12 protein-coding genes and 1 riboswitch are annotated in these 14235 nt (G+C 71.0%); of the genes, 1 reads left to right on the top strand and 11 read right to left on the bottom strand.

Translation table 11 applies throughout. The features are described 5' to 3' along the window. Nucleotides 1-79: 79 nt before the first annotated feature. Nucleotides 80-1216 carry a polyprenyl synthetase family protein gene (locus tag GV790_RS22180; RefSeq protein ID WP_163815625.1) on the bottom strand — a complete coding sequence of 379 codons (1137 nt, stop codon included), beginning with the start codon at nucleotides 1214-1216 and terminating at the stop codon, nucleotides 80-82. Nucleotides 1217-1365: 149 nt separating this feature from the next. Here GV790_RS22180 and GV790_RS22175 point away from each other — a divergent pair, with 149 nt between their 5' ends. Next, nucleotides 1366-2388 (top strand): methylenetetrahydrofolate reductase, encoded by a 1023-nt coding sequence (locus tag GV790_RS22175; protein ID WP_375139414.1) that lies wholly within the window; start codon nucleotides 1366-1368, stop codon nucleotides 2386-2388. Nucleotides 2389-2424: 36 nt separating this feature from the next. Here GV790_RS22175 and GV790_RS22170 read toward each other — a convergent pair whose 3' ends face one another. From GV790_RS22170 to GV790_RS22125, 10 genes are all read right to left on the bottom strand, one after another. After that, on the bottom strand, nucleotides 2425-3576 hold the full coding sequence (locus GV790_RS22170) for an LLM class flavin-dependent oxidoreductase (protein ID WP_163815622.1): 1152 nt from the start codon (nucleotides 3574-3576) through the stop codon (nucleotides 2425-2427). Continuing rightward, a complete protein-coding gene (locus tag GV790_RS22165) occupies nucleotides 3573-4385 on the bottom strand; it encodes a DUF1684 domain-containing protein (protein ID WP_163815620.1) in 813 nt (270 codons plus the stop codon). Before GV790_RS22165 ends, GV790_RS22170 begins: the two co-directional genes overlap by 4 nt. A gap of 38 nt (nucleotides 4386-4423) precedes the next feature. Next, the gene (locus GV790_RS22160; protein ID WP_163815618.1) at nucleotides 4424-6118 is read right to left on the bottom strand and encodes a dipeptide ABC transporter ATP-binding protein; all 1695 of its coding nucleotides are present in this window, start codon (nucleotides 6116-6118) and stop codon (nucleotides 4424-4426) included. Then, nucleotides 6115-7005 (bottom strand): ABC transporter permease, encoded by an 891-nt coding sequence (locus GV790_RS22155; protein ID WP_163815616.1) that lies wholly within the window; start codon nucleotides 7003-7005, stop codon nucleotides 6115-6117. The genes GV790_RS22160 and GV790_RS22155 overlap by 4 nt, the downstream gene beginning before the upstream one ends. Further along, nucleotides 6995-7975 carry an ABC transporter permease gene (locus tag GV790_RS22150; protein ID WP_163815614.1) on the bottom strand — a complete coding sequence of 327 codons (981 nt, stop codon included), beginning with the start codon at nucleotides 7973-7975 and terminating at the stop codon, nucleotides 6995-6997. Before GV790_RS22150 ends, GV790_RS22155 begins: the two co-directional genes overlap by 11 nt. Beyond that, complete coding sequence (locus GV790_RS22145) at nucleotides 7972-9600, bottom strand: ABC transporter substrate-binding protein (RefSeq protein ID WP_163815612.1); 1629 nt, start codon at nucleotides 9598-9600, stop codon at nucleotides 7972-7974. Before GV790_RS22145 ends, GV790_RS22150 begins: the two co-directional genes overlap by 4 nt. Before the next feature lie 77 nt (nucleotides 9601-9677). After that, a riboswitch (SAM riboswitch) is annotated at nucleotides 9678-9771 on the bottom strand. Between the two features lie 188 nt (nucleotides 9772-9959). Continuing rightward, nucleotides 9960-11177 carry a glycosyltransferase gene (locus GV790_RS22140; RefSeq protein WP_163815610.1) on the bottom strand — a complete coding sequence of 406 codons (1218 nt, stop codon included), beginning with the start codon at nucleotides 11175-11177 and terminating at the stop codon, nucleotides 9960-9962. Nucleotides 11178-11212: 35 nt separating this feature from the next. Then, nucleotides 11213-11980, bottom strand: a complete 768-nt coding sequence (locus GV790_RS22135; protein WP_416382007.1) for an LppM family (lipo)protein — start codon at nucleotides 11978-11980, stop codon at nucleotides 11213-11215. A 78-nt stretch (nucleotides 11981-12058) separates the two neighbouring features. Next, nucleotides 12059-13255: a TerC family protein gene (locus GV790_RS22130; RefSeq protein ID WP_163815608.1), complete on the bottom strand. Its 1197-nt coding sequence runs from the start codon at nucleotides 13253-13255 to the stop codon at nucleotides 12059-12061. A gap of 169 nt (nucleotides 13256-13424) precedes the next feature. Then, entirely contained in the window at nucleotides 13425-14207 is a 783-nt protein-coding gene (locus tag GV790_RS22125; protein WP_309139027.1) for a carotenoid biosynthesis protein, read from the bottom strand. Nucleotides 14208-14235 lie beyond the last annotated feature (28 nt).

Below are 14235 nucleotides of genomic sequence, written 5' to 3'. Positions count from 1 at the left end.
GCTGCGCTCACGCGGTGTGGACAGGAGCGAGCGACCTCTCCGTGGTTACGCACGCTGCCTCCGCCGTGGCCGTATTCGCTCATGCCGTGCGGCGGGTGGCGGCCAGCGCCATGGCGTGCAGCTGGTCCTTGGCGGCGGGGGTGGCCGAGCTGGTGTCGATGGCGGCCAGCGCGCGCTCGGTGAGCTCGGCGATGCGGGCTTCGACCGCGTCGACGGCGCCGACGCGCACCAGCACCGCACGCAGCTCGTCGACGTCCGCGCCGCTGAGATCGGTGCCGACCTTGCCGCGCAGCAGCTCGGCGGCGGCCGGATCGGCCTGATCGGCACGGGCCAGCGCCTCGGCGATGAGCACCGTCCGTTTGCCCTCGCGCAGGTCGTCGCCGGAAGGTTTACCGGTGACCGAGGGATCGCCGAAGACGCCGAGCAGGTCATCGCGCAGCTGGAACGCGATACCGATGTCGGTGCCGAAATCGCGATAGGAACGCACCAGCTCGGGGCCCGCGTCGGCGAGGGCGGCGCCCAGGTGCAGCGGTCGTTCGACGGTGTAGGCGGCGGTCTTGTACCGGTTGATCCGGAGCGCTGCGGCCACCGATTCGTCGCCGCTGGCCTCGCCGTGGATGTCGAGCAGCTGCCCGCCGAGCACCTCGGTGCGCATCTTCGCCCAGACGGTGGCGAAGCGGGCGACGGCCTGCGGGGCCAGCCCGGAGGCGTGCACCATGTCATCGGCCCAGGCCAGCGCCAGATCGCCGATGAGGATGGCCACGCCGGTGCCGAAGCGGGGCGCGTCGCCCGCCCAGCCGCGCTCGCGGTGGCGCTGCTCGAAGTCGACGTGCACGGTGGGGAAGCGGCGCCGGGTGCGGGAGGCGTCGATGATGTCGTCGTGGATGAGCGCGCACGCCTGCACCAGCTCCAGCGCGGCGCAGGCGGTGAGCACGGCGGGCGCGTCCGGGCCCTCGGGGTCGCCGCCCGCGCCGAGCCAGCCGGTCCAGGCGAAGCCGGGCCTGGTGCGTTTGCCGCCGCGCAGCACGAACGATTCCAGCGCTTCGGCGGCGTCGACGAAGATCGGCCCCAGCTCGCCGACGGTATCGCGGCGGGTGGCGAAGAACGAGGTCAGCGCCTGTTCCACGGCGGCGGCGAAGGCGGGCGTCCCTGGGATCGCCGAGGTCGGGCTCGGCTTGGTCGGGGTACCGGGTCCGGCGGACAGGATGACCTCCAAGGATGTCCGGGGAAGGGGTCGGCTCGGCGGATGACGCCGGGCGCGCCGCTGCCGGCGTGCACGGCGGTGCACCCGCTCATGGCTCGAACAATACGCGTCCGGTCCGACGACACTCCGGCCCGCGGGCCGCTCACCTCTACACTGAACCGGTGACTTTCGACAACGTGCGGGGACGTTCGACCCCTGGCCGGCCGTCCTCGACCCGTGGTCGGCCGCCGCAAACCCCACCGATCGTCTCGGGGACGCCGTCGGTCGTGCAGAGTTTGCGGCTGCACTCGAGCCGGGCGGTGCCCTTCTCCGTCGAGTTCAACCCGCCCCGCGACGCCGCGGGTGAGGCCAGGCTGTGGCGTGCGGTGCGCACCTTCGAACGCATGCATCCGGCGTTCGTGTCGATGACCTATGGCGCGGGCGGGTCCACCAAGGACCGCACCGTGCGCGTGACCGGCGAGCTGGCCGGCGAGACCACACTGCTGCCGGTGGCCCATCTCACCGCGGTCGGGCACAGCGTGGCGGAGCTGCGTTCGCTGGTCGGCGCCTACGCCGATTCCGGTATCCGCAACATCCTGGTGCTGCGCGGCGATCCGCCGGGCGATCCGCTCGGGGAATGGCACAGGCATCCCGAGGGCGTCGAATACGCCGAGGAGCTGGTGCGCATCGTGCGCGATCTCGGTGATTTCCATGTCGGGGTCGCCTCGTTCCCGCAGGGCCACCACCGCTCGCCCGACCTGGACCACGACACCCGGTTCCTGGCCGCGAAACTGCGTGCGGGCGCGGAGTATTCGATCACCCAGATGTTCTTCGACGTCGAGCACTATCTGCGGCTACGCGATCGCCTGGTCGCCATGGACCCGATCGAGGGCGCCAAGCCGATCATTCCCGAGCTGATGCCGATCACCTCGCTGCGCACCGTCAAGCGGGCCGAGGAACTGTGCGGCAGGCCGCTGCCGCGTTCGGTGATCGACCGGTTGGAGCGCGCGGCGGGCAGTGGCCCCGAGGAAGACGCGGCGGCGGTGCGCGCGGTGGGCATCGAGATCGCCACCGAGATGGCCCAGCGGCTCATCGACGAGGGCGCGCCCTGCCTGCATTTCATCACCCTGAACTTCGCCAAGGCGACCGGCGAGGTGCTCACCAACCTCGGCTACGGCGTCACGGCCGCACCGATCAGCGCCTGAGTCCGGCCGCCGGGTGCGGATCCGGCCGGCGCCGGGTCAGGCGGCGCGCGCCTGCCGCAGCCCCCACGCTTCGGCGAGCAACCGATGCGATTCCAGCCGGTCGCGATGATCGTGAGTGATCCCGGTGATCAGCAGTTCGTTCGCGCCGCTGACTCGTTGCAGCGCCGCCAGCCGCCGCACCACGGTCTCCGGCGCGCCGACCAGCTGGGTGGCCAGCCGGTCCTCGACCAGCCTGCGCTGATCGGGGGTGAGCGGGGTCAGCGTCGCGGGATCGGCGAAATCGGCGGCGCCCGCCCCGCTGCGGATGCTGTGCACCCAGTGCCCGTAGGGTGCTGCCAGCCGTTCGGCGGTGGCGTCGTCGGCGGCGACCACCACATCCGCCGACACCACCACATACGGTTCGGCCAGTACCTCCGAGGGCCGGAAGGCCGCGCGGTAGGCCGCCACCGCGTCCAGCGCGGTGCCGGGGGAGACGTGATAGGCGGCCGCGAACGGCAACCCGAGCCTGCCCGCCAGCTCCGCACTGGCGCCGGCCGTGCTGCCGAACACCCACAGTTGCACCTGCGCGCCCTCACCCGGCACCGCGTGCAGGGCGATGCCCTCGGCGTCGACGTAGCTGCCGTCGAGCAGGGCCCTGATCTCGGCCACCTGGTCGGCGAACTCCGCCGGTCGGGCACCCTGCTGGTACAGGGCACGTTGACCGGCGAGGAAGATCGACGGGTCGGCGATGCGCAGCGGATCGAAGGGCGGCGGGATCACCACGCCGTCACGCACTTCGGTGCGGCCGCGCACAGTGTCGTCCAGCGGCCGGACATTGCGGGCCCGCACCGATTCGGCGCCGAATTGCCGCGCGCGGTGCCCGGAGCGGCCGAGCCCGAGGTCGAGCCGTCCCGGATGCAGCGCATCGATGGTGCCGAACGCTTCGACGATGGAGATCGAGGTGTGATAGCCGATCTGGACCGCCGCCGAGCCGACTCGGATCCGCGAGGTGGCGGCCGCGACCTGCCCGATCAGGGTGATCGAGGCCGAACTGGCCACTCGCGCGAAATGATGTTCGGCCAGCCAGAACCGGTGATAGCCCCACTCCTCGGCGCGCCGGGCCAGCTCGACGGTATTGCGCAGCGCCTGCTGCGGGCTCGATCCGGCGCTGATGGGCGCCAGATCGAGGATCGATAGCGGAACCGTCATGCCCGGCGCTCCGAGGTGGCGAGCCGTGGATCCTGTTCGCCCGCCTCGATCGCCACCCGCAACCGGTTCTGCGCGGGCGCCACCGGGCACGTCGCGTAGTCGGTGAACGCGCACGGCAGGTTGATCGCGCGATTGAAGTCGAGCAGCACGGTGCCGTCGTCGTCGGCCGCGCCGACATCCAGCAGGCGGGCCGCCGGGTAGGTGGTGATGCCGTTGGTGGCGTCGGTGAACAGCACCCGCAGCGCATCCGGGGTGCCGAAGGCGACGACCCGTTCGGTCACCTCACCGACGCCGAACTCGATGACGCCGGCCCCGCGATGATGGTGTTCGAGGCCGGCCACCACCGCGCCCGTGGTGACGGTGGTCGGCTCGCCGAATGCCTCGAACCGGCCCCGCAGCACCCACCGTTCGTCGGGTGCGTAGGCAGGCACCCCGGTGAATGCGGCCAGGGTGGGTGCGGCCGGATCGTGCACGCGCACGGCGGACTGCCCGGTGCGCCGGATCACCTCGAGTACCCGGCTCTCGTGCCGGATGAGCACTCCGGGCGCCCCTTCCTCGGCGACGACGATGTGCACGCCCGCGATCCGCTCGCCGTCGTGCTCGAGCCGGTCGGCGGGTTTGGCGGTGACGAACACCCGGTCCTCGATCACCCACCAGGTGCCCGGCACGCCGGGTAGTTGTTCGGGCCGGTCGGTGAGCCAGTGCAGCGCGGTGAGGCTCAGGAAGCCGAGCGGGTCGCGCAGGGCGTCTTCGCGTTCGGCGTGCCACGCGGTCCAGTCGGTGGCGAAGGAGGTGAGGCTGGTGGTCATCGGAGGTCTCCTCGGTGTGGTGGGTGGGTCGAGCGTCGTCAGGACGGGTCGTCGGGTGGTGCGGGCAGGCGCAGCGTGACCGACGGTTTCGGGATGGCGGCGAGCAGCTCGCGGGTGTAGTCGTGCCGCGGATTGCCGAAAATCTCGTCGGTGGTGCCGGTTTCGACGATGCGCCCGTACCGCATCACCGCCACCCGGTCGCTGATGCGGCGCACGACGGCCAGGTCGTGGGAGATGAACAGGTAGCTCAGCCGCAGCCGCTGTTGCAGATCGTCGAGTAGTTCCAGGATCTGGGCCTGTACCGAGGCATCGAGCGCGGAGACCGGTTCGTCGAGCACCAGCAGCTCCGGCCGCAGCGCAAGGGCACGGGCGATCGCCACCCGCTGACGTTGCCCGCCCGAGAGTTCGGCCGGTCGCCGCCGCGCGTATCCGGCGGGCAGTGCCACCTGTTCGAGCAGCTCGGCCACCCGCTGTGCCCTGGCCTTGCGGTTGCCGATGCCGTAGGCGCGCAACGGCTCCTCGATCACCGAACCCACGCGCAGCCGCGGGTCCAGCGACGAGTACGGGTTCTGGTAGACGATCTGGAACCGCCGTCGCAGCGCCCGCAGCTGCCCGGCGCGGGCGCGGGTCAACGGCTCACCGTCGAAGACGACCTCGCCACGGTCGGGTTCGGTCAGCCGGACCGCGATGCGCGCGGTGGTCGATTTACCCGAGCCCGATTCGCCGACCAGCGCCAGTGTTTCGCCGCGACCGAGTTCGAAGCCGACCCCGGCCACCGCGGTGACGGTGCTGCCCGCCCCGGCGCGGAACACCTTGTGCACCTCGCGGACGGTGAGCAGCGGGCCGCCGTCGAGCACCGCGGCCGGGCGCGCCACCTGATCGGCGGTCAGGGCGGGTGCGGCGGCCAGCAGTTGCCGCGTGTAAGGATGGCGCGGATTGCCGAGAATCTCTGCGGTGCGGCCGGATTCGACGACGGTGCCGTTGCGCAGCACCACCAGCCGGTCCGCGCGTTCGGCGGCCATCGCGAGATCGTGGGTGATCAACAGCACCGCTGTCCCGCGCGCGGCGATGCGCTCGGCCAGCCGGTCGAGCACCCGGCGCGCGACGGTGGCGTCCAGCGCGCTGGTCGGTTCGTCGGCGATGATCAGATCCGGGCCGCAGGCCAGCGCGATGGCGATCAGCACCCGCTGGCGTTGCCCGCCGGACAGTTCGTGCGGGTACTGGGTGGCCCGCAACTGCGGCCGATCCAGCCCCACCTCGGCCAGCAGGGCCGTGGCCCGCTCCAGCGCACCGTGCCGGTCGTCGAGCCGGTGCACCCGCAATGCCTCGGCCACCTGATCGCCGATGCGGCGCACCGGATTGAGCGACAGGCCCGGATCCTGCGGCACGAACCCGACCCGGAGCCCGCGCAACCGGCGCAGGGCCTGCTCGGATTGGAAGTCCACCGGCTCTCCGGCGAAGGTGACGGAGCCGGCGGCGATATCGGCGGTCTCGCCGAGCAAGCCGATCACCGCATGTGCCAGCGTCGACTTGCCCGAACCGGATTCGCCCACGAGCGCGAGCACCTCACCCCGGCGCACCGCGAGCGAGACGCCGTCGAGGGCGGTGACCGGCCCGTCGCCGGTGCGGTAACGCACCCGCAACTGCCGGACCCGTAGGAGTTCCTCGGCGTCGGTGGGCGCCTCGTGGTCGTCGGCGGGGGACAGGACGTCGACGGCGGTGTTGTCGCTCATCGGTGTGCACTCCTCGTGACGGCGCGACCCACGCGCTGGGCGGACAGGACGACGGCGATGATCACCAGGCCGGGCAGCGTCGTCAGCCACCAGGCGGTGGCCAGGTAGTTGCGGCCCTCCGAGATCAGCGATCCCCATTCGGGGGTGGGCGGTGCGGTGCCGTACCCGAGGAAGCTCAGCGCCGACACCGCGAGCACCGCCATGCCGAACTCGACCGCGGCCAGCGCGAGCACCGGGGGATAGGAATTGGGCAGGATGTGCCGGGCCAGCACCGTGTACCAGCGCACTCCCGACGCCCGTGCCGCCTCCACATAGGCCGCCCGGCGCACCCGAAGCACCTCCGAGCGCATCACCCTGGCGAAGTTGGCGATCAGCGAAACGCCCACGGCGATGGCCACATTCCGGGTGCCGAAACCGAGCGCGGTCACCAGCGCCAGCGACAGCAGCAGCGCCGGAACCGACAGCAGCACATCCACAACCCGCATCACGACCATGTCCACCACACCGCCGAGCGCACCGGCGAGCAGGCCGAGCAGCGTGCCGGCCACCAGGGCGATGGCGACCGCCGTCAGGGTCGCGGTGAGCGACAGGCCCGCTCCGTGCACCATCCGCGTGTACAGGTCGCGGCCGAGATTGTCGGTACCGAACCAGTGCTCGGCGCTGGGCGGCTGGAATTTCTGTGCCGGAACACCTTTCAACGGGTCGCCGCCGGCGAACACCGCCGGCGCCAGCGCCCAGCCGATAACCAGCACGAGCACCGCGCTCGCCGGAATCAGGGCCGCGTTGCCGCGCACCAGGTGCCACGCCCGGCGCCGGCGCGGCGGCTGCTTCCGTTCCTCGGCCGCAGCGGTCGTCGTCGCGGGCCGTTCGAGCAGCTCAAGCGACATCGGTGACCTCCCTGCGCTCGCTCGGGCGCACCGAGTGCCCGGCATGACCCGAGCTGCCGGCGATTCGCGGATCCAGCACGGGATACAGCAGATCCACCGCGAGGTTGACGACGACGAAGGCCAGCGCGCTCACCAGCACGATGCCCTGCACCACCGGAATGTCCTGGGCCAGCACCGACGTCTGAGTGAGCCGTCCGAGCCCCGGCCGGGCGAACACCGTCTCCACCACCACCGAACCGGCGAGCATGGTGCCCACCAGCACACCGGCGATGGTGAACGCGGGCACGCTCGCCAATCGCGCCACATGCCTGCGCTGCACCCACCAGCGCGAGGCGCCCTTGGCCAGCGCGACTTCGGTGAACGGCTGCCGCCACGTCGATTCCAGCCCGGCGGCCAGCACCTGCGCGATCACCGCCCCGATCGGGATGGCCAGCGTCACTGCCGGCAGCACCAGCCCACCGAACGCGGGCGCCAGTTGCCAGCGAAAGGAGAACAGCTGCAACAGGATCAGCGCGGTCCAGAACGTCGGCATCGATACCCCGACCGGCGGCAGCGCGGCCAGGGCCGAACGCAGCCACGGTGTGCGGGTGTAGGTGGCGGCGAAGGCCAGCGCGGTGCCGCCGGCCGCGGCGAACAGCAGGGCAAGCCCGGTGAGGGCGAGAGTCGAGGGCAGGGCGTCGACGATCGCCTCGGTGACCGGCTGCCCGGTGGCGATGGAGCGGCCCAGATCGCCGCGCACCGCATGCGACAGCGAACTCAGGTACTGCTCCCACAGCGGTTGATCCAGGCCGTACCTGGCGCGCATCTCGGCGAGGGCGGCCGCGTCCACCGGGGTGCCGCCGCCACCACCGTCGGCCGCGATGGCCACCGGATCCGACGGCAGCAGGTACAGCACGACGAAGGAGATGGTGAACGCCGCCCACAGCACCCAGACCGCGGCCACGCACCGCAGCAGCACATACCGGGTCATGGCCGGCGTCCGCTCAGCCAGGTGTCGAAGAACTGCAACCGTGCCGAGGCGTCGAACTTCAGGTCCTGCACGGCCGGGCCCGCACCGATGGCCTGCGACAACTCGACGGTCGGGATCCACAGTCCCTGATCGAGGATCTGCTGCTGGGCCTGCCCGATCAGCGCCGCCCGTGCCTGTGGGTCCACCGCACCGAGTTGTGCGCTGAGCACGTCGTCGAGAGCCTGGATCGGCGGGCGGACATTGAAATTGCGGCCGTCCAGGCCGAATCCGGTGCGCAGGATGTCGCCGTCGGCGCGGGTGCTGTTGTAGTACAGCGCGTCGAAATCCTTGCTGTTCTGCCGTGCGGTGTACTCGGCGATGGACACCAGGTCCAGCGTGAGGTCCACGCCCACCGACCGCAGCTGCTGCTGGATCAGTTCGAGGATCGCCTGATTGCCGGCGAACACCTGACTGAACGTCACCGCGAATCCCAGGCGCTGCCCATCCTTGACCCGGATACCGTCCGCGCCGGGCAGCCAGCCCGCCCGATCGAGGGTGGCCCGCGCGGCGTCGGGATCGAAACCCACTGTCCGGGAAAGATCCTGGTATCCCGGCGTTCTGGAAGCGAGCACACTGGTCGCCGGACGGAACTGCGGCCCGAGCACGGTGTCGACGAGCTCGCGCCGGTCGATCGCGGTGAGCAGCGCACGGCGCACGTCGGGATCACGCAACGGTCCACGGGTCACATTCGGCTGGAATCCGAACGGGATACCCGGATTGGGGGTGCTGAGCACCCGGCCGCCGCCGGCCTCGATCTGCGGCGCGTCCTGGGGGAGCGCGTCGCTGGCCGCATCGAGCTGATCCGAGGACAGCGAACCGGTCCGCACCCCGGATTCGGGCACCACGGTGAACTCGATGCGGTCGAGGTAGGCCTCACCCCGATGGCCGAACACCGCCGAACCCCAGCGGTAGCCGGGGCGCTTCACCAGCGTGGCGGAGACGTCCTGGCGGTAGTCGGCGTAGGTGAACGGACCCGAGCCCACCGTCGCCGTACCCGCGCAGCGGTCCTCGGCGGGCAAGGCGGTGGTGGCGTCGGCGAGGATGCCGAGCTGCGGCGTCGAGGACGCTTGCAGGAATTGCGTATTCGGCGCGCTGAACTCCACCCGCGCCGTCAACGGATCGACCACCGTGGTGCCGACATAGCCGGTGAGGTAGCTGCTGCCCAGCGGTGCCTTGACGGCGCCGAGGGTGCGCACGATCGAATCGAAGCTCTTGCGCACCGAGTCGGCGGTCAGGGGTGTGCCGTCGCTGAAACTCACCCCGTCGGCGAGGTGGAAGGTGAACGTCTTCGCGTCCGGGGCGATCTCCCAGCTGGTGGCCAGCCACGGCCGCAACTCGCCGGTCTCGGGATCTTGGTCGGTCAGCGAATCGACCACCTGCCGCGTCACATAGATCGTCTGGTTGGTGCCTGCCTGCGCGGGATCGGCGCAGGTCGGTGCCTGTGACAGGCCATAGCGCAACACCCCGCCCGGCTGCGGAGGGCCCGCGTCGGCCCCCGGCGTCGTGGTCCCGGAGCCGCAGGCGGCCAGGGTGGCGGCGGCGGTGAGCACCGCGCCGGCGAAAGCCGCCTTGACGGGTACGGCCATGTCGTCGTCCTTTCTGACACGACCGACGAGCCCGGCGCGTCGCCGCGACGTGCGGACTGCGGACTCGACCATGTGTGCCTCCATCGGTCCCGGCAGAAGCACCCGCACCCGTTGCCCGGGGGGTTGCTGCGACGTCGGCGAGCCAGGTCTCTCGGTCGCTCTGGATGGTGTCGCCGGACCGGAACCGGGTGGGCCTCCGGTCGGGCCGAATCATCATGCGTCGCAGGGAAACCGCAGCACAATGGTAGTAATCAGGGTGAGTTGAGCCCTTGTCCGGCGAGCCGGTGCGCGGTCGGGTAGGGGTGCGAATCGGTGCCGCGGGCGCCTGCTCGGAGAGTGTGAGATCGCGGGTCTCGGCCTCACTGCGTGAGCGAGCGGCCCTTCCACACCAGTGTCCGGCGCCGCCGGGCGCGGCGTGACCGTGCCCAGAGATAGAGGTAGGCCGCGACCGATACCGGATGGGCGCACGCGGCGAGGATGTCGTCGCGACCGGGTGCCGCACCGCTGTCCAGGAGGCAGGTCACGAGGCGTCCCGCGACCGCGGCCACATAGCCCATCAGGCCGATCCGCCGGACCCGCCCGTGCCCGGCGACCAGGGCCAGCGGCGGCACCCAGTAGGCGAGCGCGGCAACGGCGCCCACCGCGAAACCACCTGCCGCCGAACCGCCGTAGGCCGACCAGAGCCACCGCGTATACCCGGCCTCCAGTTCGGCCGCATCACGGTACATGCGGGTGCATGCCATCGATCCGGCAGCCACCACTTCGGTGCGCAGGCCCTGACGCCGCATCACCCTGGCGATATCGAGATCCTCGGTGACGCTGCCCGCCACCGCCGCATGCCCGCCGATGGCTCGGTATGCCGCCGCGTCGAAGGCCAGGAACTGCCCGCACGCCACCGCCATCGACGGGCGCGCACCCCGGTTCGCGAGCGTGATCGGCAGCGTCGTGGCCCACGACCAGCACAGCAGCGGCTGTACCAGTTGTTCGGCGGCCGAGTGCGCGAGTTGCCGCGGCCAGGGCGAGACCAGTGCGCAACGCCGCGCCCGCAATTCGGTCACCGCCGCGGCGATCGCCGCGGGTGCCAGCCGCACGTCGGCATCGACGAAGATCAACGCGGTGGCGCCGGTCGCGGCGGCCGCCTCGGCCAGCCCGGCGCACGCGGCGGCCTTACCGGTCCACCCCGGCTCGGGTTCGTCGTCGCAGCGCAGCACGGTGATGCGCGGGTCGTCGCCGGCCGCGTGCCGCGCCGCCGTCTCGGTGCCATCGGTCGAGCCGTCATCGAGGATCAGCACCCGCAACCCGGGCACACCCGTCTGCGCGCGCAGATCCGCGACCAGCCGCGGCAGCCGCTCGGCCTCGTCGCGCGCGGGGACACAGACGGCCACGGGCTCGGGCACCGGCGGGCCCGGGCGCAACCGGCGCATCGTCAGCAGATTCCCCACCGCGACAGCGCATCCCGCTACCGCGATCCCGGCGCCCACCCGCACCGCCCGCGCGACCAGCGGATGCGGTTCGCGCCACGCTCGCGCATCGGAAGCGGCGCGCCGACGCCGCAACCCACCAGCCCCGCCGGTCATCGTCGCTCGACCACGCCGGGCCGGCACACCCTTACCTACTTACTGCGCACTTCGCGCCACCAACGGCCGAGGTCGAAGCTCGGTTCCGGGGCGTTCGGCGGCGCCGGATTGCGATTGACGTAGGCCATCGCCGCCACCACGGCCGCCACGGCCAGGGTGATGCCGCCGACGATGCCTGCCCAGCCGGCGAACGAGCGGGTGTTCGGGTCGGCGTAACTCACCTCGGCGCGAATATTGGTGACGTCGCCGGGCGGCAGCTTCCACGACACCACCGAATCGCCCTCACGATTACCGTTCGTCTTGGCGATGCGGGCCGGGAACGCGATGCTGAACTGCACGTCCGAGCCGTGCGGCGGCACCGATTTCAGGTCGACGCGGCCATTGAGGCTGACCAGATCGCCGGTGCGCTGGAACTGCAACTGGAACATGCCCTGGGTCTGCTCCGACAGCTGACCGAGCTGCTGCACCTCACCGAAGTTCAGATCGTCGAAGAACACCTGACTGCCGACGTAGCCGTCCTGGCTGTAGGGCTCCACCCGCATCTTGGTGGCCAGCGCGTCCGGCGCCTTCAACTGCGGGCCCTTGTCCTCGGGGTTGGCCGGGATCACCGCGGCGACGATACGGCCGGAGACCCGGTCGTTGGACGAGACACCCATCGAGGCCTGCACCCGCAGGCAGCCGGCCAGCACCGGCACCAGCAGAGCAGCCAGCAACACGGCCGCCGTCACCCGGATCCCGGGGCGGGGCGCGCGCGGCGAGGGGGCCGGAACGTCGGGTGTCGTGGTGTCGGGACTCGGCTGCACGGGTGACATCGTGCCAGGCGCGCGCCGCGCCACGCACGCGACACCGCGCATCGGCGCGATAGTCCCAGGTGGGTCTCGCTACCGGCTGCGCGCGGCCACCGCTTCGTCGTGGCGGCGATGGGCACGGTGCAGCAGCTCCATCAGTTCGTCCTCCTGCCGGATCCGTCGCCGGTACTTCTCCGGCAGGGCGCGCAGCCGCTGCTCCTCGCTGCGCAACAGCCCGAAGATCCGGTCGCGTTCGGCCTGATCGGCGGTGTAGCCGAGGTCGAGGTAGTCGGTGGCATGCCTGCGGGCATTGGCCACGGCCTGCTGGGCGCGCCCGCGCGGACTGATCACCGACACCACCACGGTGACCACCAGCACCAGCAGGATCACCAGCAGCGACGCACCGGTACTGATCTCGCCCACATGCACCGGATCGCCGTTGTTGATGAACGGCAGATTGTTCTCGTGCAGCGCGTGCAGGATCAGCTTGACGCCGATGAAACCGAGGATCGCCGCCAGTCCGAACGACAGGTAGATCAGCCGATCGAGCAGGCCGTCGATCAGGAAATACAGCTGCCGCAACCCCATCAGCGAGAACGCGGTCACGGTGAACACCACGTAGACGTTCTGGGTGAGCCCGAAGATCGCCGGAATCGAATCGAGCGCGAACATCACGTCGGTACCGCCGATGGCCACCATCACCAGCAGCATCGGGGTGAGCATGCGCTTGCCGCCGCGCACGGTGAACAGCTTGTCGCCGTCGTAATCGGGAGTGGTGCGAAACCATCTCTTGGCCACCCGGATCACGATGTTGTCCGCCGACCGGGTCTCGGTTTCCGCCGGAGCCAGCATATTGCCCGCGGTGACCAGCAGCAGCAGGCCGAAGATGTAGAACACCCAGGCGAAGGCGTTGATCAGCGAGGCGCCGAGGAAGATGAACCCGGTCCGCGCGATCAGCGAGAACACGATCCCGACCAGCAGCACCTTCTGCTGGTACTCGCGGGGAACGCGGAAACTGCCGATGATGACGAGAAAGACGAACAGGTTGTCCACCGACAACGCCTTCTCGGTGACATAGCCGGCGAAGTACTCGGTGCCCATCTGCACGCCGCCGAAGATCAGCACCACGAACCCGAACACCACCGCGATCCCCACATAGATCGCCGACCAGATCGCCGCCTCGCGCAAGGTGGGGGTGTGCGCCTTGCGCACGTGGAAGAAGTAGTCGAACAGCAGTAATCCGGCGATCAGGACCAGGGTCGGGATCCATACCGCGGTCGATACCTGCATCTTCCCTCCGGATCGTGGACGACGAAGCCGATCGGGCGTCGGGGGTGTGGCGCCGGGACGGCCCGCTCGCGCTACCGCGGTCCGGCCCGCCCGCTGCCACAGCCGACTGCTCCGAACCTACTCGATCCGGGTCGCGACATGGGCGAACCCGACCGGAACCGGTCGCCGATCAGCGCGATGCGGGCGGCGCGGGCACCGCACCTCGTGCGCGCACCAGCCGCACCGCCAGCGGCACACCGAGCAGCCCCATGCCGACGACGCCGTAGCAGGCGGAGGCGGGCAGATCCAGGAACACGGCGTGCGCCAGCGCCGAACCGAGCCAGGTCCACCCGAACGCCGCCACCGGCACCGCATTTCCGCCGCGCCGCCACGGGGCCGTGCGTTCCCAGCCGGTGAGCAGCACCGCCATCAGCGTCGCCACCAGCAGCCAGCCCAGATAGTTGGTGAGCGGAATGTGTTCGATGCCCGGCAGCCCCGCGTCGGTGACGCACCAGCTCCAGTGACCGTCGGCGACCATCTGCGGGTCGAGAAACAGATCCCAGCCCACCGCGCCGACCGCGGTAACCGGGATCCGCCACCACGTCCGGCCGGTCAGCAGGCCCGCGACCACCCAGATCGGGTACACCCCGCCGGTCCAGGCCAGCGGGACCACCAGCGGAACACCGGCGATGGCAGGCCCCAGCCGATCGGTGGCGTAGTCGTAGCAGCCGAACGGTATCCCGGTCGCGGTGCCGATGATCTCGGCGAGCAGGCCGCTGCCGGACACGACGATCAGGACGCCGAGCGCGTAGCGCGGGCCGCGGGTGTAGGCGGCGTGGGTCAGGGCGGTCGCGGCCGCGAGCACGACCACCGTCACCGTCACCCGGTCGCGGTCCGCGCCGCTGGTCAGGGGGTAGGCGATCTGGCTGAGCACCCACGCAACGGCGAGTGCGCCGGGAACGAGCGCACCGATCTCCGGTCGGTGGCCGCGGGACGCGACC

This window comes from Nocardia cyriacigeorgica, assembly GCF_010858045.1.
GTDB classification, from domain to species: domain Bacteria; phylum Actinomycetota; class Actinomycetes; order Mycobacteriales; family Mycobacteriaceae; genus Nocardia; species Nocardia cyriacigeorgica_E.
This window is presented reverse-complemented; position numbering and strand designations above follow the sequence as displayed.

Bases quoted from the DNA above. Each gene is read 5' to 3' on its own strand.
- GV790_RS22165 (WP_163815620.1), bottom strand. From the start codon at position 4,385: ATGACCACCAGCCTCACCTCCTTCGCCACCGACTGGACCGCGTGGCAC.
- GV790_RS22155 (WP_163815616.1), bottom strand. From the start codon at position 7,005: ATGTCGCTTGAGCTGCTCGAACGGCCCGCGACGACGACCGCTGCGGCC.
- GV790_RS22140 (WP_163815610.1), bottom strand. From the start codon at position 11,177: ATGACCGGCGGGGCTGGTGGGTTGCGGCGTCGGCGCGCCGCTTCCGAT.
- GV790_RS22160 (WP_163815618.1), bottom strand. From the start codon at position 6,118: ATGAGCGACAACACCGCCGTCGACGTCCTGTCCCCCGCCGACGACCAC.
- GV790_RS22130 (WP_163815608.1), bottom strand. From the start codon at position 13,255: ATGCAGGTATCGACCGCGGTATGGATCCCGACCCTGGTCCTGATCGCC.
- GV790_RS22150 (WP_163815614.1), bottom strand. From the start codon at position 7,975: ATGACCCGGTATGTGCTGCTGCGGTGCGTGGCCGCGGTCTGGGTGCTG.
- GV790_RS22145 (WP_163815612.1), bottom strand. From the start codon at position 9,600: ATGGCCGTACCCGTCAAGGCGGCTTTCGCCGGCGCGGTGCTCACCGCC.
- GV790_RS22170 (WP_163815622.1), bottom strand. From the start codon at position 3,576: ATGACGGTTCCGCTATCGATCCTCGATCTGGCGCCCATCAGCGCCGGA.